At 43.8% G+C, this 20,060-nt stretch carries 17 protein-coding genes; 9 read left to right on the top strand and 8 right to left on the bottom strand.

Annotation, left to right across the window (positions count from 1 at the left end; translation table 11 throughout):
* Positions 1-885: 885 nt before the first annotated feature.
* The 4 genes from AACT52_RS28745 to ftsZ all read left to right on the top strand — a co-directional run bounded on the left by AACT52_RS28745 (position 886) and on the right by ftsZ (position 4,428).
* Positions 886-1,767 (top strand): cell division protein FtsQ/DivIB, encoded by an 882-nt coding sequence (locus AACT52_RS28745; protein WP_073634238.1) that lies wholly within the window; start codon positions 886-888, stop codon positions 1,765-1,767.
* Between the two features lie 117 nt (positions 1,768-1,884).
* A complete protein-coding gene (locus tag AACT52_RS28740; RefSeq protein ID WP_158054802.1) occupies positions 1,885-2,058 on the top strand; it encodes a hypothetical protein in 174 nt (57 codons plus the stop codon).
* Between the two features lie 51 nt (positions 2,059-2,109).
* Positions 2,110-2,289, top strand: coding sequence for a hypothetical protein (locus tag AACT52_RS28735; protein ID WP_143172903.1), 180 nt, complete (start codon positions 2,110-2,112; stop codon positions 2,287-2,289).
* An 849-nt stretch (positions 2,290-3,138) separates the two neighbouring features.
* Positions 3,139-4,428, top strand: a complete 1,290-nt coding sequence (gene ftsZ, locus AACT52_RS28730) for a cell division protein FtsZ (protein ID WP_073634250.1) — start codon at positions 3,139-3,141, stop codon at positions 4,426-4,428.
* A gap of 435 nt (positions 4,429-4,863) precedes the next feature.
* On the opposite strand, the gene gshB is transcribed toward ftsZ, so the two are convergent.
* From gshB to AACT52_RS28690, 8 genes are all read right to left on the bottom strand, one after another.
* The gene (gene gshB, locus AACT52_RS28725; RefSeq protein ID WP_198941009.1) at positions 4,864-5,832 is read right to left on the bottom strand and encodes a glutathione synthase; all 969 of its coding nucleotides are present in this window, start codon (positions 5,830-5,832) and stop codon (positions 4,864-4,866) included.
* Between the two features lie 290 nt (positions 5,833-6,122).
* Positions 6,123-6,395: a glutaredoxin 3 gene (gene grxC / locus AACT52_RS28720; RefSeq protein WP_073634249.1), complete on the bottom strand. Its 273-nt coding sequence runs from the start codon at positions 6,393-6,395 to the stop codon at positions 6,123-6,125.
* Between the two features lie 525 nt (positions 6,396-6,920).
* The gene (hflX, locus tag AACT52_RS28715) at positions 6,921-8,714 is read right to left on the bottom strand and encodes a GTPase HflX (protein ID WP_073634236.1); all 1,794 of its coding nucleotides are present in this window, start codon (positions 8,712-8,714) and stop codon (positions 6,921-6,923) included.
* A 188-nt stretch (positions 8,715-8,902) separates the two neighbouring features.
* Positions 8,903-9,103, bottom strand: coding sequence for a hypothetical protein (locus AACT52_RS28710; protein ID WP_073634235.1), 201 nt, complete (start codon positions 9,101-9,103; stop codon positions 8,903-8,905).
* Positions 9,104-9,185: 82 nt separating this feature from the next.
* Positions 9,186-10,724 (bottom strand): tetratricopeptide repeat protein, encoded by a 1,539-nt coding sequence (locus tag AACT52_RS28705; protein ID WP_073634234.1) that lies wholly within the window; start codon positions 10,722-10,724, stop codon positions 9,186-9,188.
* The gene (locus AACT52_RS28700; protein WP_073634233.1) at positions 10,721-12,046 is read right to left on the bottom strand and encodes an AAA family ATPase; all 1,326 of its coding nucleotides are present in this window, start codon (positions 12,044-12,046) and stop codon (positions 10,721-10,723) included. Before AACT52_RS28700 ends, AACT52_RS28705 begins: the two co-directional genes overlap by 4 nt.
* A gap of 583 nt (positions 12,047-12,629) precedes the next feature.
* Positions 12,630-13,670, bottom strand: a complete 1,041-nt coding sequence (cofG, locus tag AACT52_RS28695) for a 7,8-didemethyl-8-hydroxy-5-deazariboflavin synthase subunit CofG (protein ID WP_073634232.1) — start codon at positions 13,668-13,670, stop codon at positions 12,630-12,632.
* A gap of 78 nt (positions 13,671-13,748) precedes the next feature.
* Positions 13,749-14,375, bottom strand: a complete 627-nt coding sequence (locus AACT52_RS28690) for a helix-turn-helix transcriptional regulator (RefSeq protein WP_073634231.1) — start codon at positions 14,373-14,375, stop codon at positions 13,749-13,751.
* A 387-nt stretch (positions 14,376-14,762) separates the two neighbouring features.
* On the opposite strand from AACT52_RS28690, the gene AACT52_RS28685 reads away from it, so the two are divergent.
* From AACT52_RS28685 to AACT52_RS28665, 5 genes are all read left to right on the top strand, one after another.
* On the top strand, positions 14,763-15,797 hold the full coding sequence (locus AACT52_RS28685) for a hypothetical protein (protein ID WP_073634230.1): 1,035 nt from the start codon (positions 14,763-14,765) through the stop codon (positions 15,795-15,797).
* 214 nt (positions 15,798-16,011) lie between these two features.
* The gene (psbA, locus tag AACT52_RS28680) at positions 16,012-17,094 is read left to right on the top strand and encodes a photosystem II q(b) protein (RefSeq protein ID WP_073634229.1); all 1,083 of its coding nucleotides are present in this window, start codon (positions 16,012-16,014) and stop codon (positions 17,092-17,094) included.
* 485 nt (positions 17,095-17,579) lie between these two features.
* On the top strand, positions 17,580-18,668 hold the full coding sequence (gene aroC, locus AACT52_RS28675; protein ID WP_073634228.1) for a chorismate synthase: 1,089 nt from the start codon (positions 17,580-17,582) through the stop codon (positions 18,666-18,668).
* Positions 18,669-18,925: 257 nt separating this feature from the next.
* Positions 18,926-19,750 carry a DUF4037 domain-containing protein gene (locus tag AACT52_RS28670; protein WP_073634227.1) on the top strand — a complete coding sequence of 275 codons (825 nt, stop codon included), beginning with the start codon at positions 18,926-18,928 and terminating at the stop codon, positions 19,748-19,750.
* 35 nt (positions 19,751-19,785) lie between these two features.
* Positions 19,786-20,040 carry a SemiSWEET family sugar transporter gene (locus AACT52_RS28665; protein ID WP_073634226.1) on the top strand — a complete coding sequence of 85 codons (255 nt, stop codon included), beginning with the start codon at positions 19,786-19,788 and terminating at the stop codon, positions 20,038-20,040.
* Positions 20,041-20,060 lie beyond the last annotated feature (20 nt).

Here is a 20,060-nt window from a genome sequence, read left to right as displayed (position 1 = left end):
AGGTCGCAACTATAATCCTTTGTTTTCTAGCTGCTCATATGCTTAGACAGTTGTTTGTTATAGCAACTTGCTAAGCAATTTTATTATGGTAATATTATTATTTAAAATTTTTCTTAAAAACCTTAGCGTAAATGCCTTGGTTAATTTTTGCAATTATCAGCAACAAATTTTAACCGTGTTATTGGTCATCTAAGTTACCAATTTCCACAATTTAGGAGCTAGATTTTTTGTTGATTTCCTCAAGGACGCAAAATATTGGTTGATAAAACCAACTAAGATGGCAATTCTACCTTGACAGCTTCTGTGTACAAAATTTATGAGCTGCACTGAGAACTTAAAATTCAGAACTACTCAATACCCTGTGGTAGAGGTTTGGTGCAAAATTGCTTCGTCTGTTAATTCCTGTTGTGTGTTTTGAGTGCTGATTTCTTTGTAAGTCAGACAATGAAAAATTATACACCATGTTTCAAGTAATTAGTCAATATTTTTGTTGTTTTTTCAGTAAGAAATGGTTGCCATAACAAAGTCAAAAGCCCACATTCAATTAAGAAGCTTCGCTACAAACTCTTATAAGCCTCTCATAAGCTCGTCGGCACAAACAAAGCTAACTTCTAGGGGTTGGGAATAGGGAGGCAGTAGAAATAAACCATTCCCGATTTACCATTCGTGACTCCAATAAGTGATGTTTAATAACACCCAGACACTTAGTTAAAAATCATTATCAGTACAATTGAGTGAGATGGCTTATATGGCTGCTGTAAAGTTTTAGTAAAAGTGAAAAAAGTCTTTTGAAGAGCAGGTCTACAAACCTCAAGAGCGTTGACTAAAATTACATAATGGTACGAGCGCAACAACGACTTGAACTGAAAGTGTGGAAGGGTTTGAATGGCTGGCATTATATCGGTTTCCCGCGCAGATTTAGAAGGTCGCCGTAAGAAATTACGTCAAAAGCGGCAGATGAAAATTATTCAGACTATTTGGCAAACCTTTGCTGTGAGTTCATTGGCGGGAGGTTTGCTGTGGATGGTTACCCAACCGATTTGGGTACTAAAAACTCCCAAAGACATCGATATTTCAGGTAATCACTTACTTTCTCGGGAGGCAATTGAGTCACTGCTCGTGGTTTCTTATCCTCAGTCTTTATGGCGCATAGAACCTTATGGAATCGCCGAATCTCTGAAACAGCAACCGACAATAGCACAAGCGACTGTCAGTCGTCGCCTGTTTCCACCTGGGTTAATAGTCCAGATTAACGAACGAGTCCCTGTAGCGCTAGCGCAAAGCGCGGCTCCCTCTGGGAACATCGCCCAAAGTCGCCGGGAGCAACCAAACACTGACACTGGTCATAAAAAAGTATCTGTGGGGTTACTAGATGCAAGTGGCGTTTGGATACCCCTAGAAAAATACACATCACTCAATCCCAACTTGAGATTGCCCAGTCTCAAAGTTTTTGGCTTGCCAGAGCAGTATCGCCCCTATTGGGATCAACTTTATCACGCTCTCATCCAGAGTTCTGTTAACGTCATGGAAATTGATTTTCAAGACCCAACAAATTTAATTTTGAAAACAGAACTGGGCAATATACATCTTGGGGCTCCAAGTTCCTTGTTGGCTGAAAAAATTAAGGTCATGGCACAAATGCGCCATTTGCCCGCACAACTCAATCCTAATCAGGTAGAGTACATTGATCTGAAAAATCCAGAGTTCCCAATAGTACAAATGAACCAAAAAAACAACAGCTTAACTCCTCAACTCCCTAAAAAGTAATGGTGTGTTTGATGTCTAAAACACACCTAATTAATAAAGAAGTTCTATGCTGATAAATATACTATTTTCTGGTATAGCAGTAACCCAAGTAAAAATCGGCGTTAACTTCTAATTACAATGGGAAGAATAATCATAAAAACTTCTCATTGGAAGTTAAACTATCAGCTTGTTGTTACCCTAACATCTCATGATGGGGTGCAAGATGTTAGACAACCTAATGATGGCGTTTGGGCTGGAAAACGCCTATTGCGTACCTGGTGTTCCACAGAGCGCATTACCTTACCAAGTTGAGTTCATGAGCTTTTTATTCTCTGCTGACTCACAAGGAGAAAGCAGTGTTGTATGCAAGGAAAACCCCTGTTTACAACGGTTTCCCGTAAGGATGAACGGTTGGTGCTGCAATCAACTGCATATTGTACACATATATATCAGACATCCTCAAGGCGAATCGTCGTAGGTAAAACCTGCAACAACGAGAGTGAAGGTACTGCAACAAAGGCAATCTTAGGCTGGTTTTTGTAGATTCCTCTAAAAGCCCGTAGACATTGGTACTAGCCCGAAGGGGAATTCCAAAGTAAAGGTCGAATCTGTTGATTGCAAAGTGTCCCTCGTATTGAGGCGAACTCTAACAGCAAAACAACTACGGTGTTCTATTACCTAAGCTCGCAATTTCTCGGTGATTTCCAGTTTAGGTATAGGTAAGTAAAAGGTAAGTAAAAGATAAATTTTGTGTTTTGTGTCTTAAATGGTAAATCCTATTGATCAAATCTTGATAACAAACCAGACGCGCCGAGGCGCGTCTTTACAAGTTATACAGTTATTTCAGGATTTTGTGTACAGAATTTCTGGATTGCAACAATTGTGTATAGTAAATTACTTACAATTATTCCGAGGCAACCGTATTGAAAAAGGAAAAAATTGCTCGTATCAGTGGTTTAAGTATTTATTCAAGATACAAAGGTATCAAAATATATTTATATGCAGGGCGGATAGCGAAAAAAAAACCAGTAGCCCCAGTCGTAAAATCAATGTCCGATGGAAATCACTAGCAGAAACACGGAGATATTATTGGAAATACCAAAGGTGTACTGAACCAAATCAGCAAAATACCAGTGAAGATATTAATGTCTGGTGGAAGTTACACAGGTCAATTTTAGGTGAATATAGGTATACTTCACTAGAATTAGCTGTGCGACTGGGTGCCGTCAGGGCTTACCCTATAGCAGACTTTCGCACCTCCAATCCTCTAAGGGCTGGAAGTAGAAAGAACAATAAACAAAAATGCCATAGATGATGGCAGCGTCAAACTATAGTTGACTCCTAGGTGAATAACACCTTAAAAAGTCGTTTATCTACATGCTCGCAACTCCGATGACACTTGATAATAACCAAGGGCTTACCTATAAAAACTCCCAGTCTCCCGGACACCAGGGGTTCTCGCTGGCAATTAACTCCACCAATCCCTTTAATAATAGTGGGGTAAACTACGGGCAAAATCATGACAGTAAGAAGATTTCCAGTGAAGAAAGTCGAATTGGTGACATTGTTCCTGGTCGAGTCGCCAATATCAAAGTGATTGGCGTAGGTGGTGGCGGTAGCAATGCTGTTAACCGCATGATTGCTTCTGATGTAATTGGCGTGGAGTTTTGGTCAATCAACACCGACGCCCAAGCTTTGACTCTGGCAGATGCTCCTAGGAGACTACAAATTGGACAAAAGCTGACACGGGGTTTAGGAGCAGGTGGCAATCCTGCTATTGGTCAAAAGGCAGCTGAAGAATCACGAGACGAGATCGCCACCGCTTTAGAGGGTGCCGACTTAGTGTTTATCACCGCTGGTATGGGAGGAGGTACTGGTACGGGTGCCGCTCCGATTGTTGCTGAAGTCGCAAAAGAAATGGGCGCTCTCACTGTTGGGGTGGTCACGCGTCCATTTATCTTCGAGGGGCGTCGCCGCACCTCTCAAGCAGAGCAAGGCATTGAAGGTCTAAAAAGTCGGGTGGATACGCTGATCATCATCCCCAATAACAAGCTGTTGGAAGTGATCCCAGAGCAGACACCCATGCAAGAAGCTTTTCGCTATGCAGATGATGTGCTGCGTCAAGGGGTACAAGGTATTTCCGATATCATCACAATCCCTGGTTTGATCAACGTTGACTTTGCTGATGTGCGAGCTGTGATGGCAGATGCAGGATCAGCATTGATGGGGATTGGTATTGGCTCAGGAAAATCAAGAGCCAGAGAAGCGGCGATCGCTGCCATTTCTTCGCCGTTACTAGAGTCTTCGATTGAAGGAGCCAGAGGCGTTGTCTTTAACATTACTGGTGGTAGTGACCTTACCCTGCATGAAGTCAACGCTGCAGCAGAAACAATCTATGAAGTTGTTGATCCCAACGCCAATATTATTTTTGGAGCGGTGATTGATGATAGGCTTCAAGGTGAAGTCAGACTGACTGTAATTGCCACAGGATTTACAGGTGAAGCACAAGCCGCACCACAGCAAAACGTCAATCAACCACGGGTTGTCCCCCAACAATCAACAAAACGACCATTGCCACAGACACCACCAGTTAATCCGCCAACCCCTATTGTGGAACCTAAAGAAAAACCAGGATTGGATATACCGGATTTTCTCCGCAACCGACGCACACCCCGTAATTAAGAAAAATGATGAATTATAAATGCAAAGGCTCGAAAAATTTTATAGGATTCATCATCCACAAGTCATAATTAGAGGATTTCGCCAGCTACTAAGGGTGAGCAGTTCCCCTATAAGTGACTAAACTTCGTCTACCCTACCCAGAGACTGAATTCATTTGGGCTAGAGTTCCTTCTTTCGGATGTCCGCCACTGCATTTGGTACAAAAAAGCGGGGGCGGAGAGGTTTCACGGTTCTACCTGACCAGGCTGAATTTTGCTACCTGGTACTTGGTGTAATTTCCAACTTATTTGCAATTATCTAGGTTTGCCAGGGTGCTAGGGAAATTACACGGAATATAACCCAAACTTTTAACGACTGGTGTTGCTGCTGATGAAGCCATTACCAGGATGTTACGGTATAATTGTGACACTGTGGCTTTATGGCAATGGTTATCATTCATGATTTTTTTGCTTGCTCGAGCCATTGAATAACTTGTGAAGCAAGGCGAGTGCCGTCTAATCGGTCTATCTCGCGCACGCCGGTAGGACTGGTAACGTTAACTTCTGTCATGTATCCACCGATAACGTCAATACCGACAAATATTAAGCCATCTTTACGTAGGGTTTCGGCTAGTTGAGTGCAAATATCATGCTCTCTTGGAGTGATGTTAGTTTGGGCAACTGTGCCCCCAGTCGCCATGTTATTGCGAAAATCGCTGCCAGATGAAAGGCGATTGAGGGCACCAATCGGTTCACCATTAAGCAAGATAATCCGCTTGTCTCCGTCTTTTGCCTCTGGTAAGTAAATTTGCACCATAACTGGTACTCGACCTTGGAGGGTACTGAGTTCAACTATGGAGTTGAAGTTGCGATCGCCTGGTTCTAAAAATAAAATCCCTTCTCCTGCTTTGTTTCCTAGTGGTTTGAGTATCGCTCTTCCCTTGGCTTCTACAAATTGCCGAATCAACTGTTTATCAGCAGTAACGATGGTTTCGGGAATCGCTTCGGTAAACTGGAGGGCATACATTTTTTCGTTTGCTGCTCGGATACCCGCAGGACTATTAATCACCAAGGTTTTGTTTTGGTCAATGTAGTCCAGAATGTATGTGGCATAGAGATAAGGGACTGTGACTGGTGGATCTGTCCGCATGAATACGGCATCCATTGTTTCCAGGCAAAGGGCGGCGCTTTGGATCAACTTGTACCAAGGATTCGCCGCCTGATAACGTCCCTCCACCAACTGCACTGGTACAAGTTCCACTTTTTCTAGGACTGCCCAAGCTTTGCCTTCCACCACACTAAGTAGATTGGCTTGAGTTATCCAAATTTCATGTCCTAGGATTTGCGCCGCTTCCATGAGAGCAACGCTGGTATCATGACACGGATCGAGTTGATGGATGGGATCAATGATAAAAGCCAGTTTCACGCTTTCTGCCTCAATTGCCAGGAAATTTCAAGATTATTTAATTTTGATTATCTCTTGAAGAGTTATGAGTTAAGTAGGTCGGCACAAATAAAGTTAACTCGTGTTCACGCCCAGCGTGTGGTGACAGGAGAGGGCTGTCATTCCTCTAGGGCGCGAGTTTCAGGCGTTATCACTTTCGCTCTTCGTAGATCTGTTTATTCCTACCTACCTACTTATGAGTTCTATTCCTAATTCCTCACTCTTAACTCTTAACTTTTTTCCTTGCTTTCAGCCTGGACTTTTGTGTCAATCTACACATTATTGGTAGATGCTAGTAGCTGATCCAGCTTGCCTTGGGAGTCTAAAGCGTAGATATCGTCACAACCACCAATGTGGCTGTCGTTGATGAAAATTTGCGGCAAGGTGCGCCTCCCATTTGCTCTTCGAGCCATTTGATTGCGTGCAGCCTCATCTCCATCAATACTGTATTCGGTGAAATTCACCCCCTTTTTTGCCAGCAAATTTTTAGCACGGATACAAAATGGGCAAGTTCTCCAAGTGTAAATTTCTACTTTTGCTGCCATAACATCCTCAACTTTCATTAATGTGTCTTAATTTTAAGATAATGTTGTTGTTGGCTGTGGATGCTTTATCCTATGTTTGCTGTTTTCATTGCGTGCAAAGTCAATTGATACCAATCAAAATAAAATAAGATACTGTTATCGGTAACAAACAGTACCTTATTTTTCTATTTAAAAGTGTTTGATGACACAAATGAGTCTTCGTATTTCTCAACCATCCGCTTGTGCGCCTGCTATTCAAAGACAATCTCACTCAACGGAATACTTCACTTGTACTTATTATGTATGCTTGCACCTTATGCAATGAACTGATGATATTGCATTTACAATACCTATAACTTCAGGGATAATACTGATAAATTTGAAATATTAGAAGTGATAACTAGTATCTATAGATAATAACTAGGTAGCTACTCCTCGTTCAAGGACAAAGTGTAAAGGTGTGGGGCAGCGGTTATTGTTCACCTACACCCCACACCCCTATTTACCTATACCTATGCTGACAGAGACATTAAGCTGTCTCTATATTTAGCCATAGGAGGCGGCATATTCAACCAGTTGACCGAGACGCTGGCGTAAGGTTTCTAATCCTAAACGTTGGCTCGCAGAGATAAACACCGCTAGAGGAAACTCTTCCCGTGCTAATGCTAGAGTATCGCTATCTACTTCATCAATCTTATTAAAAACAACCAGCGCCGGACCAGGAGTGATTGGCATTTGTGCGAGAATCTCCCTGACAGAGCGAATATGACTCAGCCAAGCAGGATGAGACAAATCCACCAAATGCAGGAGGGCGTCAGCTTCCGTGACTTCCTCTAAGGTGGCGCGGAAGGCATCCATTAAAGATGCGGGTAATTCGTGAATAAACCCTACTGTATCTGTCACCAGAATCTCTTGGAGTTCACCCACCTCAGCATGGGGAACAACTAGGCGGCGTGTGGTCGGGTCGAGAGTGGCAAATAACTGGTCTGCTGTGTAAACTTCTGCATTAGTCAGAGCATTCAGCAAGGTAGACTTACCAGCGTTGGTATAACCAACGATCGCCACCGAGGGAACCTCCTGATGTTGTCGCCGCTGGCGCAACCGCTCCCGATGTGCCTGTAGTTGGTTGACTTGTTGTTGCAGTCGGGCGATGCGTCGCCCAATAGCACGGCGTTCTGTTTCTAGTTTTGTTTCACCAGGACCTCTTGTACCAATACCACCCCCCAGCCTGGACATTGCCTGACCTCGACCAGCCAGTCGCGGCAACATATATTCTAGTTGTGCGAGTTCAACTTGCAATTTACCAGCACGTGATTGAGCGCGTTGGGCAAAGATATCCAAAATGACTTCGGTGCGGTCAACCACCCGAACACCAATTTGGGATTCTAAGTTACGAATTTGGGCGGGTGAGAGGTCATGGTCAAAGACCACAAGATTTGCTCCCAGAGTTTGGGCGGTGATGGCGATTTCTTGGACTTTACCTTCACCAACGACTGTTTGAGGATGAATGCGCGATCGCTTTTGCCGCATCATCTCCAATACTTCTCCACCAGCGGTATCCACCAACCGTCCCAATTCATCCAAGGTGTCTTGGAATTGTTGAGCAGTCATGTCATCAGTCATCACCCCAACAATCAGGACGCGATCCTGGTCGGCGTCTACTTCTTGGGCGACATATTCCCGCCGGAACTCCGCTTCCAGTGCTTCCACCAAATCCATGAAGTCCTGCTGGGTCAGCATATCGACACTCATGGGCGGCGAAACGCTCCAACTCGTGTATGGGAGGTTGCTCTTTTGTTCTTTACCCCCCTCATTCCCCCCGCCAGCAGGGGGAAGATCAGCAGAAACTTTTTGCACGGCTGGACTGGTGATCAGGGCGCGAGCATCTTGGGGTGTCAGGTGAGCTAGGTAAGCTTGCTTGACATACCCTGTTGCGCCACCGCCTCGTCGTTGAAATCCCGTTCCGGTAATGTTGAGCATAACCAGAGCGTCCAGCCGTTGCAGTGCCATAGCCGTCAGCGCCGTTTCATTTGGCGGTTCTGGCTTCAACTGAGTGGCGATGCAACGAATACCGCTCAATCGTTCTGCGCCATAACGGGGCAATTCCAACGGTGGAATTTGCGTTTGACGCGGTGTGCCCACCCCTACGCGGATCACCTGTCCGCGACGGTTGAGGTAGGCACACACCGGCTGATTGATTTCAGTGCTAATTGCTGCCAGTCGCTGGGAAAACTCAGGCGTTGTGATGCGATCGCCCGGTATGCGCTGGTGATACAGTCGCTGTAGTTGCTTCAGCTGACTTGACTTTAGACCTTGGAGATTACCGAAGATAGTCTCTATAAGCGCCTATGACCAGTTAAATGGTCCCCCGAATCCTGCTCTTTCTATTTTAGAACACTCTTTTTGTGTCTAAACTCTTACTTAGGGAGGATGCGTTTTGATTAACTGCTTTCAAACTTTTTCTCTGACGCTATTTTTTATAGTATAAGCCTGTACCCAATCGAGCAATGGTAACGACACGCGCTTGTTCAGAACAAAGGGTTGTCTAGCCATCGCATTGTTACATATCTCGCACCATCTTCACTTGTAATCTTTACTATAGGTTTTCTATCTTTGGGATAGCGATTGTAATATTTTCCTCTTACGACTCTACTCCAGCTTTTCTCCAGCATCTCTGAGTAGTCATCGAGCATTTCATCATCATCTTGAGAAGTAAATACCTGATTCATATAATTTTCTTAGTTGCATCATGGTGAGTAACATCGTACTTCTAAAATAACTTTAATTAATCGCCTGTTTGTTGTTCTTGAATCAACGCCAAAAACCGCTCATCTTCACGAAGTTTAAAAACTTATGCGAAAAAAGCTTGAGGATATCAACTTGAATCAACGCCACAAAGCGCTCATCTTCACGAATACTGTCAAAATCTGAATCGGTTTTTGCCATCTCCCGATATTCATCAGGATTGAGATGAATTGCTTTTTCGAGGTTTTCAATTGCCTGCTCAATGTTACCTTGAACGACATAGCAGCGAGCTTTGTTATACCAAGCTTCGTGTTTATCGGGTTTAAATTTCAGTGCTTGGTCGAAAGATTCTATTGCTTCTTCGTTGCGTCCCAATTCGTCCAGCGCATTCCCCCGGTTGTACCAAGCCAAATGGTCGTCTGGTTTAATTTTCAGTGCTTGGTCGTAAGATGCTACAGCTTCTTCGTAGCGTCCCAAATTCTGCAGCGCATACCCCCGGTTGTACCAAGCCGAATCTTTGTCAGGTTTAAATTTCAGTGCTTGGTCGTAAGATGCTACAGCTTCTTCGTAGCGTCCCAAATTCCCCAGCGCAATCCCCCGGTTGTACCAAGCCGAATCGTCGTCAGGTTTAATTTTCAGTGCTTGGTCGTAAGATGCTACAGCTTCTTCGTAGCGTCCCAAATTCCCCAGCGCATTCCCCCGGTTGTACCAAGCCGAATCGTAGTCAGGTTTAATTTTCAGTGCTTGGTCGTAAGATGCTACAGCTTCTTCGTAGCGTCCCAAATTCCCCAGCGCAATCCCCCGGTTGTTCCAAGCCGAATCGTCGTCAGGTTTAAATTGTATAACTTGGTCGTAGGATGCGATCGCTGCTTCATATTCATTAGCAGCAACTAACAAATTTCCCAATTCAAATAGTAAATCAGCCTTACGACTTTCTGTCTGATGTTGTTCTGTTAAAAGTTCTTGAAATTCCAGGACTTTCTCAATTTTTTGTTCTGGACTGAGTTGCAGATATTTTTTATAATCTCCCTCCAGCAACAAACGATTCGATTCTTCTTCTACTACTTCTGGTGTCGTGGGTAATTCAAATACTCCTGAACGCCAGTCAAAAAAATCTGGGGCGCGGTGAATCAAATAGTTAATCGAAAATGAACGCAACAGAAAAACAAAGCAAAATGGAAAATCATCTCTAAACCGTTCACGCTGTTGATTAAGGTGATTTAAAATTGGTGGTACGCTGATTAAATTACTAAATTTAGCTTCAGTTATTTCCCCAAACTTTCTTTTTTCATACTTATATAAAGTATATTCCAGTCCCTTAATTAATAAAATATCAACTGGCTTCTCTTTCACAAACTCAGCGACTCGCTGATATAAATTATCAATCGCCTCAACCAAACGAAGCGTTGCAATCTTTTTCTGTGGAATCTCCTGCGGAAGTTTAACAATGAAGCTTTCTGCTTCCGCAGGTGTACATTGCACAAAAAACAAGCCAAATCCTGACTTGCGTTTCAATGCGCGAACCAAATCTTGATAAACTTCCTCCGGTTCCGGAGGTAAATCATCATCCCAATCACTTTCCCAATCAGTTAAATTTGGGTTCATGGAAGTTTCGCCACAGCTTCTTTAAATTCGGAAATTCCTTGAATCAGTGGGTGAATGTCATACCAACGCTGCATTTCTGCATCATCATCTAAATAGCGATATTCTAAAAGACAGCGGTTATACATCAAACTGCGATACTGGTCATCATTAACGATGCGTTTAGAACGGGAGACTTCCGCCAGCAGACACCATTGATGATTTTCCACTGCACGATGATAGTCATCTCTGGCTTGAGTGATTGCTCGTCGCACTGCTTTTTCAGTAATTGGTAATTCTTCAGTCCGTCCAATGGCGCTTTGAGTTAACAATAGCAAATTTCTGACATGACCTCCACTCATCAAACACAATCTTTCTAAGGTTTGCTGACTATCAAAAATTCCGTTTTCCAAGGGAAGTTCTTGTTCAATTTGCCGAACTCGCTTACGAATAACTTCTTTGACTTTCTTGAGTCCTGGTTCGTAAACTTCTCCTGTGCGAGTTTTGACCATAATCATCGGCAAAATCAAGCATTCACCATAGATATCTCTAATGTCTGTCGCCCGTTTAGAATACAACATAGAAATAGGGGCAGTATAAATCAAATGGCAATTCAAAGCCTTGAGCTGTTCACTACGGTCTAAAAAAACTTCTTCATGATTCGTGTTTTCCCCATCTTTAACTAATACCATCCGGTCTAAGTTATCGACAATCACCGCCAGTTGAGTATAGCCGTTTGGTAGCTTGCTTTTTGCATCTGCCAGGAATTCATTCAACACCTTAATTAAGGTGACAGTATGGGGATCGACTTTTCTGCGAATCTGCTGGCGTAATTCGGGAACGGCTCTTAAATTTGCTGTTAGCTTGGCAAACTGCGAAAGTTGTGTTTCTACTTCCATGCCCTCAAACTCCATCTCAGTCTGTGCCAAGTCTTTTAAGTCTTGCCAGCGTTCTTTGAGCCAATTGAGTATAGGACGAGGATTGGCAATTTTGTGTAAATCTTTGAGCAATCGGCGGGTACAGGCAAGGAGAATATCTGTATATTGGGCATCTTCTGAGTCGATATCTTCTTCATCAGCGGCAAAATAAACGACATAGAATTTGCGATTTTCCAGATATTGCTTTAATCTAAGTAGTTCCGTAGACTTCCCCGCCCCCCGATGTCCAGAATACAATTGGCAAGTCTTTGTGTTTGCTCGTTGTATGCGGTTCCCCAACTCATTTAAGATATCCGCATCTCCCCGCACATCCTGACAATCTACATACCTCAGATCATCTGCAGGTAAGGGTTCAAATGGGTTAAAAGCGTTGTATAGATTTGTGAGTAATTCTTGACTATCAAGCATAGGTTCAAAAATATTGCCATCTTTCTCATACTAAGTCTAGTTTGTAGTAGGCGCTTTAGCGCTAAAGCGCTTACTACGAGCTAGATAACCTCTGACACTCGTGCGTGAGTCTCAAACACTGGTTCGCGAATATCAAACACTCGTCCACGAGTCCTAAACACTCGTGCGTGAGTCTCAAACACTCGTGCGTGAGTCTCAAACACTCGTGCGCGAAACAACTAACAGGAAAAGTGAAAATTTTCTCTCGTTCCCAGTCTCAGGCTGGGAACGCAGTTTATAGAGGCTCTGCCTCGTTTACTTAGCAGCACTGTTAGAGGCTGAGCCTCCTATATGGCATTCCCAGGCTGAGCCTGGGAACGAGGGTACTCGCTTCTCCTTGTAGGAGAGGGGCACCTGGTGAGGCTCTGCCTGGTTTACGCAGCAGCACTGTTAGAGGCTGAGCCTCCTATATGGCATTCCCAGGCTCAGCCTCGGAACGAGGGTACTCGCTTCTGCTTGTAGGAGAGGGGCACGTGGTGAGGTTCTGCCTCGTTTACTCAGCAGCACTGTTAGAGGCTGAGCCTCCTATATGGCATTCCCAGCCTCAGCCTGGGAACGAGAGACGAAAATTCTTACTCCCCTCTCCTTGCAGGAGAGGGGTTGGGGGTGAGGTTCTTCGCCAGCGCCTAACAGCAGTCTGCAACTCCACCGACAACCAATCATCAAACTGTGGATAAACTGGTAAACGCGGAACCAGTTCCCATCCCGCAGGCTCTAATATTTCTTGCAATGCCTGATAATCAGGATGAGGATAATCAGGATTGACTTCATCTTTTGGTCCAATTCCGCCTAAATCTCTCGCACCAGCTTCTATACACGCTAGTAGGGGCACGGCATGCCGTGCCCCTACTATATCGATGACTAAATTCGGCGGTATTTGAATGGTAATATCTGGTGGTAAAATTTGACGTGCCTGAGAAATAACTCTTGGTAGTTGATGGGGGTCAAAGGGTGGCGCGTCAAAAGTTTGCTGATTTCCTGGGCTGTGGGGTTGCAGGATAACTTCTTGAATGTGATGGTAATGTTGATGAATTTGGGCGATCGCTTCTAATGTTTCCCACCAATCATCTTCTGTTTCGCCAATTCCTAATAGTAACCCAGTGGTAAATGGTATTTTTAATTCTCCCGCCCACTGTAATTGTTGTAGACGCACTTCTGATAATTTACTAGGTGCGTGTTTATGCACCGTCTTTAATAATTCTGGCGTTAACTGTTCCAACATCAGCCCCATTGAAACGTTAACTTTCTTGAGTTGTTGCATTTCCTCAAAACTCAGCGGTCCCGCATTGGTATGTGGTAGAAATCCCATTGCAAGAGCTAATTCACACAAATCATAAATCCGCTGAAACCACGCCTGACGTTGTGGGGAATGGGGATGCACCTCGCCACTAAGTATTAAAATTTCACAAACGTCTTGGCTGTGAAGTGGTTTTAAAAGTGTTTCTGCTTCTGAAATCGTCATCCAGGGGCTTTTGCCTGGGTCTGTGCGAAAGTTACAGTAGGCACAGCGATTGAAGCACTCGTAAGTCGGAACAATTGTGTAAGCAGGGCTGTAGGTAACAATTCGGGAATGAGAAGTTGGCATATTGGGAGTTGGGAGTTAGGAGCTATCAGTTACTATGTTTGCTCATACCCGTGTCTCCCAATCTGCCACTGCTACCTATTATGACCACAGCATTTCCTGTTGCTTAGCGTAAATGTTCTTTAAGTGCTTTTTAACGGTGTTGATGGTAATGTAAAGCTGCTCCGCAATCTCCTTATATGAAAGGTTAGCGCGACGCAGTAACCAAACTTCTGCCTCGCGATTAGTCAGACCATACTTTTTGGCATCGAACAACGTCATACTTTGGCTCGTCTGATTGCGGTCTTCCAAAATGACTAACACAAAGTTCTGCTCACCTGTAGTTAGTGGCAACCATCTCGCCCGAATACGTAATTCTACACCTCTATCGGTTTCTAATTCGGACTCGAGGAAAATTTTCTCCCCAGGGAAGAGTTCGCGGCTGTCAATCAAAGACTCACAAACGCGCCAAACTTCCTCTGGTATAGTATCAGGAGAACTTCCCCTTGGGATTAATTGTTGGCAAATTCGACGACCGCATTCATTAGCATGGAGCAACTCACGTTCAGTACTCAGTATCAAAATTCCATCTAAAAAGCTTTCAATGACAGCTTGCAGTAGATCAACGTTGGACTCAGGTTGCAACTGCTCACTTTTTGAATGTGATTTAGATTCTTTTCCTCCGGTAGATGGAGTGTTATGATTTGGTTCTTCATACGGAAGGTACATGCGAATCTCCTTTACAAGTAAGTACACACGACAAAAATGAGCACCAGTCAGAATGAATCTGGTGCTTTGTCCGAATTGTCATTTTTCGGGTTCTGTAGTGTCTATGCCGTAACCTGTATGGTCACCAAAAGCACTGAAGCAAATTTTTGTTGGCTGAAGTTTGTGGAAGTTACCTGAAGCAGGGTGAAGTTTTTCTAAAATAAGTCTGACGGCGATCGCAATTGCGAAATAATAAGGTATTGTCCCGGCTCGTCAAGAGTTGGTAGTTAATAGTCGATAGCTTTTTTACTGTTGGCTATTGACTGTTGACTCATGGCTATCCTGATGTAAACGCAAGTGCAAGGGATCTGTACAAGCTTGGGAAATTCTGCCAGGGAGTCTCGTCACATGAATCCAGCAACCATTGACGAATGGTTTCCAATCGAGCAACAACTCAAGTACGTCGCTTTGCTCAAAGGACGGGTTGGTGTCACACGCCGTCGGGCAGAATATTTCGTGAGATTGTGGGCTTACTTACTACTCAAACAGCAGCAAGAATTGGGTAAGCGTGTAGCGCCTTTAACTCAACTGGAGTTACCAGAAGGGTTTGTTCCTTGTTCGCATCGCGAAGCTTATGAAATTTTCTATGGTCAGAGAAATAATGGGCGGGGGAGCGATCGCGCGGCGGGTTTGATGATTGATCAGCTCGTCGCTTTGGGATTGATTGAAAAAGACTTTGATGGTAGCACGACATGCATTCGCATTCGCTCTTCATTACCAAATCCTGACGAATCTGCTGATGCTAAAGAAGCTATACAGCTTGTACCAGATGACTTTGATCACCGAATTGACACAATTCCCGTTGCCAATTTTCTAGCTCGTGCCTTTGTCTTGAACAAAAGGACGGCTGCTGCACCTTATAGAATTGCTAGAATACTGCGGCGCTGGGCAGAGCAATATCCCACTGGTATGCGAGTGCTACGTCGCTGTGATAACGAACATATCGTTGGCTTTTACGCCTTGTATCCCACAGCCACCGAATCTGAAAAGAATTTCTTTCTTCCGCCAAACAAAAGCCTTTACCTTCTTAGCTCCACCAGAGAAACTGACCCTTTCAAAATCGCTCTACCAGGCGACCTCAATTGTACATCTATATATAATCGAGTTTGGCAAATAGATACCCCCTATCAACAGCGAGTTAACATTTGTCAATTCTTAGAGGATTCAAAAAAGACATTAATCCAGATGCAAGCTGACTTTCCCAATCTTTGCGATATGTATACAATTGCCATAGATCCAGCTAATGAACAACTCGCTTCAGCATTGGGTTTTCAGAAAAACAGCTACAATTCCCAGCGATCAGTCTTTTGGATGTATGTACCCTTAGATAAGTATCTGGCTCTCAATATTGAACAAGCACTGTCAGTCCTACGATGGGATTGACAAAGCCCATAAGGCGCGCAAAGTCTTGCGGTACAAGGCATGTGCGCCTCTGTTCACCGACACCCTACACCTTACTACCTACTAAGAGAAATAAATTTTTCTGAAAAGGCTTTACAAAAGTAAATAAACACATTAAGATATTTACAGAGAGGTAAAGAAACCTACCTCCACATCAAATACATACACATTACGTAAGTAACGCACTCATAAAACAATGACCACAACCTTACAGCGTCGCGAAAGCGCCAACGTCTGGGGTCGGTTCTGCGAGTGGATCACCAGCACCGAAAACCGCTTATACATCGGTTGGTTCGGCGTCCTCATGATCCCCACCCTGCTTGCAGCAACCACCTGCTTCATCATTGCCTTTGTAGCAGCACCTCCCGTTGACATCGATGGTATCCGTGAGCCTGTTGCAGGTTCATTGGTATACGGCAACAACATCATCTCTGGTGCAGTTGTTCCTTCTTCCAACGCTATTGGTTTGCACTTCTACCCCATCTGGGAAGCAGCTTCCCTCGATGAGTGGTTGTACAACGGTGGTCCATACCAGTTGGTAGTATTCCACTTCCTGATTGGCGTATTCTGCTACTTGGGTCGTGAGTGGGAATTGTCCTACCGCTTGGGTATGCGTCCTTGGATCTGCGTAGCATTCTCTGCACCTGTAGCAGCAGCAACCGCAGTATTCTTGATTTACCCCATCGGTCAAGGTTCCTTCTCTGATGGTATGCCTCTGGGTATCTCTGGTACATTCAACTTCATGTTGGTGTTCCAAGCAGAGCACAACATCCTAATGCACCCCTTCCACCAACTTGGTGTAGCAGGTGTATTCGGTGGAAGCTTGTTCAGTGCAATGCACGGTTCTTTGGTAACTTCTTCCTTGGTTCGTGAAACAACCGAAACCGAATCTCAAAACTACGGTTACAAGTTCGGTCAAGAAGAAGAAACCTACAACATCGTTGCAGCACACGGCTACTTCGGTCGCTTGATCTTCCAATACGCTTCTTTCAACAACAGCCGCAGCTTGCACTTCTTCTTGGCTGCATGGCCTGTAATCGGAATCTGGTTCACCGCACTGGGCGTAAGCACCATGGCGTTCAACCTCAACGGTTTCAACTTCAACTCCTCTGTGATTGATTCACAAGGTCGTGTGATTGGAACCTGGGCAGACATCCTCAACCGCGCTAACCTGGGTATGGAAGTAATGCACGAGCGCAACGCTCACAACTTCCCTCTAGACTTGGCTGCTTTAGAAGTTGCTCCTGTAGCTCTGTCTGCTCCTGCAATCAACGGCTAATAACAAAGCTTAGCTGAATAAAAAAGCGTCTCCCTTATGGGGGGCGCTTTTTGGTTTGAATAACAGATTTTTGACAACCTCACCCCTGCCCCTCTCCGCAAGTTCGGAGAGGGGTACTAGGCTGTTGACTGTGAACCCTTTAGCCCATTTATCTGTGTCCATCTGTGTCCATCTGTGGTTCATTATTTCTTTGATGTACCTTACAAGGCTTGCAAACCGCTATTTCTGTGTTCATCTGTGGTTTAATATTCAAAAAATTTAACTTTTGCAAGAGATGCCGATGAAGTGGCGCTGACAACCTGTCTGGAAAGTAAACTTTTAAGACAGATGTTTTTCTCTATTTTCAAGATATGTCTCACAAGATATGTCTAATAAGCAAAAAAAGTCAAAGAAATGACTAAATGACAATCATGGCGTTTATTGCTTTGTAGTGAGAAAATACACTTAAGTAAACCACAGGCGCTTGGCGATACTTCCTCAACATCATGGGCAATACTTTTGGGCATCTGTTTCGCATCACAACTTTCGGCGAGTCCCACGGTGGCGGTGTGGGAGTCGTGATTGATGGTTGTCCTCCACAACTGGAAATCTCCGCAGAAGAAATTCAAGTAGAACTAGACAGAAGGCGTCCCGGACAAAGTAAGATTACGACGCCTCGAAAGGAAACGGACACCTGCGAAATTCTGTCTGGGGTATTTGAGGGGAAAACGCTGGGAACGCCAATATCAATCTTGGTACGAAATAAAGACACGCGCTCCCAGGATTATGATGAAATGGCGGTCAAGTATCGCCCTTCCCATGCGGATGCGACTTATGATGCTAAATATGGTATTCGTAATTGGCAAGGTGGCGGTAGATCGTCGGCGCGGGAGACAATTGGACGAGTTGCTGCGGGGGCGATCGCCAAAAAAATTCTCCGTCAAGTCGCTAATGTTGAAGTAATCGGTTATGTTAAGCGCATTAAAGATTTAGAAGGTGACATTGACCCCAACACTGTTACTTTAGAGCAAGTTGAAAGCAACATCGCCCGCTGTCCGCATGCTGAATGTGCAGAACGGATGATTGAATTAATTGAACAAACTGGCAGACAAGGTGATTCCGTTGGCGGCGTGGTAGAATGCGTGGCGCGAAATGTACCCAAAGGCTTGGGTGAGCCAGTTTTCGATAAGTTGGAAGCAGATATTGCTAAAGGCGTGCTGTCTCTCCCAGCTAGTAAAGGCTTTGAAATTGGTTCAGGTTTTGCAGGGACGCTACTGACTGGTTTTGAGCATAACGACGAATTTTATATTGATGAAAACGGTGAAATTCGCACTGTCACCAACCGTTCGGGTGGAATACAAGGCGGTATCTCCAACGGTGAAAATATCATCCTGCGTGTAGCATTTAAACCAACGGCAACCATTAGAAAAGAGCAGAAAACAGTCAATAATGAGGGTGAAGAGACGACATTAGCAGGCAAAGGACGCCATGATCCTTGCGTGTTACCTCGTGCTGTGCCGATGGTTGAGGCGATGGTGGCGCTGGTGCTGTGCGATCATCTATTGCGGCATCACGGGCAATGTAAAGTGTTGTAATATATTTTACGTAAAACTATAAGGGTGCGTTAGCGGAAAGTAACGCACCCTACTTTTTTAGTGATGTGTTTATAATTCACTGGTAGCATATTCAAGTGGGTGTGTCGCATTTGAAAGCATAAATATATTATGTTTGGTGAATTGCCCATAATAAAACTTATTTCTACTAAGGACAACAGTCCTTGCTATGTCAGCAAATATAGGACTAAAGTCAAAACCTATGAACTTTTGACGGTTGTATTACCGGACTTGATATTATGCCTGTAGATAATTCTTTAGCTGAAAGTATAGCCTCAGAATTTAGTAAACTGCCTCAAGTTGTAGCTGTTGCTTTAGGTGGTTCTCAATCAGCTAATGTTTCCGATGAATTATCCGATTTGGATTTTTACGTCTACATTGAAGAAGAAATTCCAGTAGATATTCGTTCTGAAATTAGCAGAAAATTCGCGACTCGTAGCGAAATAAATAATCAATTTTGGGAACCAGGAGATGAATGGATAGAGACCAATTCTGGACGTGGTATTGATATGATGTACCGTTCACCTGATTGGATTGAGGCGCAGTTAGATTCTGTACTTGTGAAGCATCAAGCATCGGTTGGCTATTCCACTTGTTTTTGGTGGAACGTTTTGCACTCAGCACCCTTGTATGACCGAAACGATTGGTTTAAACAGTTGCAAGAGAAAGCTAATGTCCCCTATCCCGAACCTTTAAGAAAAGCTATCATCGCTAAGAATTATCCGATTTTAAGAAATAATATTTCTTCCTACTTGCATCAGATAGAATTGGCAATTATTCGTCACGATTTTGTAAGTATGAACCATCGGATAGCTGCATTCATAGCAAGTTACTTTGATATTATTTTCGCTATTAACTATGTACCATCACCTGGAGAAAAACGTTTGGTACAATTTGCCAAGCAGCTATGTCAAAAGTTGCCTATGCATATGGAGCAAAATATAAACAGCCTGATTTTCTGTATTGCATATCCATTTAGTGACCAAGGCATTCTTGACAAGGCTAATAACTTGATTGATTGTCTTGATGAATTGTTGCGTACCGAGAGTTTAATCAGCGATTAAATGAGCCAGGTAAGTTCTTAAAAGGGTTGCATCGAATGGATTTTATTACAATTTTAGGATTAGTTGCTGCGACATTAACCACATTCTCATTCTTGCCGCAAATGTTAAAAACATGGCAAACAAAATCTGCAAAAGATGTTTCCTACGCCATGCTGATAACCTTCAATACAGGTGTATTCTTATGGTTAATGTATGGAATTTCTTTAAGAGCTTTGCCGATTATCCTTGCTAACGGCGTAACGTTGTTTTTTAACCTCATAATTCTATGGCTTAAAATTAAATATAGATAAACCTGCAATTAACAAACACC

This window comes from Scytonema sp. HK-05, assembly GCF_963872035.1.
Classification (GTDB): domain Bacteria; phylum Cyanobacteriota; class Cyanobacteriia; order Cyanobacteriales; family Nostocaceae; genus Kalymmatonema.
The sequence above is the reverse complement of the archived record's forward strand: the minus strand, read 5'-3'. Positions and strand labels throughout refer to the sequence as shown.

Excerpts from the sequence above, each read along its gene's own strand:
- AACT52_RS28745 (WP_073634238.1), top strand. The coding sequence starts at position 886 with ATGGCTGGCATTATATCGGTTTCCCGCGCAGATTTAGAAGGTCGCCGT.
- AACT52_RS28740 (WP_158054802.1), top strand. The coding sequence starts at position 1,885 with ATGGGAAGAATAATCATAAAAACTTCTCATTGGAAGTTAAACTATCAG.
- AACT52_RS28735 (WP_143172903.1), top strand. The coding sequence starts at position 2,110 with ATGCAAGGAAAACCCCTGTTTACAACGGTTTCCCGTAAGGATGAACGG.
- ftsZ (WP_073634250.1), top strand. The coding sequence starts at position 3,139 with ATGACACTTGATAATAACCAAGGGCTTACCTATAAAAACTCCCAGTCT.
- grxC (WP_073634249.1), bottom strand. The coding sequence starts at position 6,395 with ATGGCAGCAAAAGTAGAAATTTACACTTGGAGAACTTGCCCATTTTGT.
- AACT52_RS28710 (WP_073634235.1), bottom strand. The coding sequence starts at position 9,103 with ATGAATCAGGTATTTACTTCTCAAGATGATGATGAAATGCTCGATGAC.
- AACT52_RS28705 (WP_073634234.1), bottom strand. The coding sequence starts at position 10,724 with ATGAACCCAAATTTAACTGATTGGGAAAGTGATTGGGATGATGATTTA.
- AACT52_RS28700 (WP_073634233.1), bottom strand. The coding sequence starts at position 12,046 with ATGCTTGATAGTCAAGAATTACTCACAAATCTATACAACGCTTTTAAC.
- cofG (WP_073634232.1), bottom strand. The coding sequence starts at position 13,670 with ATGCCAACTTCTCATTCCCGAATTGTTACCTACAGCCCTGCTTACACA.
- AACT52_RS28690 (WP_073634231.1), bottom strand. The coding sequence starts at position 14,375 with ATGTACCTTCCGTATGAAGAACCAAATCATAACACTCCATCTACCGGA.
- AACT52_RS28685 (WP_073634230.1), top strand. The coding sequence starts at position 14,763 with ATGAATCCAGCAACCATTGACGAATGGTTTCCAATCGAGCAACAACTC.
- psbA (WP_073634229.1), top strand. The coding sequence starts at position 16,012 with ATGACCACAACCTTACAGCGTCGCGAAAGCGCCAACGTCTGGGGTCGG.
- aroC (WP_073634228.1), top strand. The coding sequence starts at position 17,580 with ATGGGCAATACTTTTGGGCATCTGTTTCGCATCACAACTTTCGGCGAG.
- AACT52_RS28670 (WP_073634227.1), top strand. The coding sequence starts at position 18,926 with ATGCCTGTAGATAATTCTTTAGCTGAAAGTATAGCCTCAGAATTTAGT.
- AACT52_RS28665 (WP_073634226.1), top strand. The coding sequence starts at position 19,786 with ATGGATTTTATTACAATTTTAGGATTAGTTGCTGCGACATTAACCACA.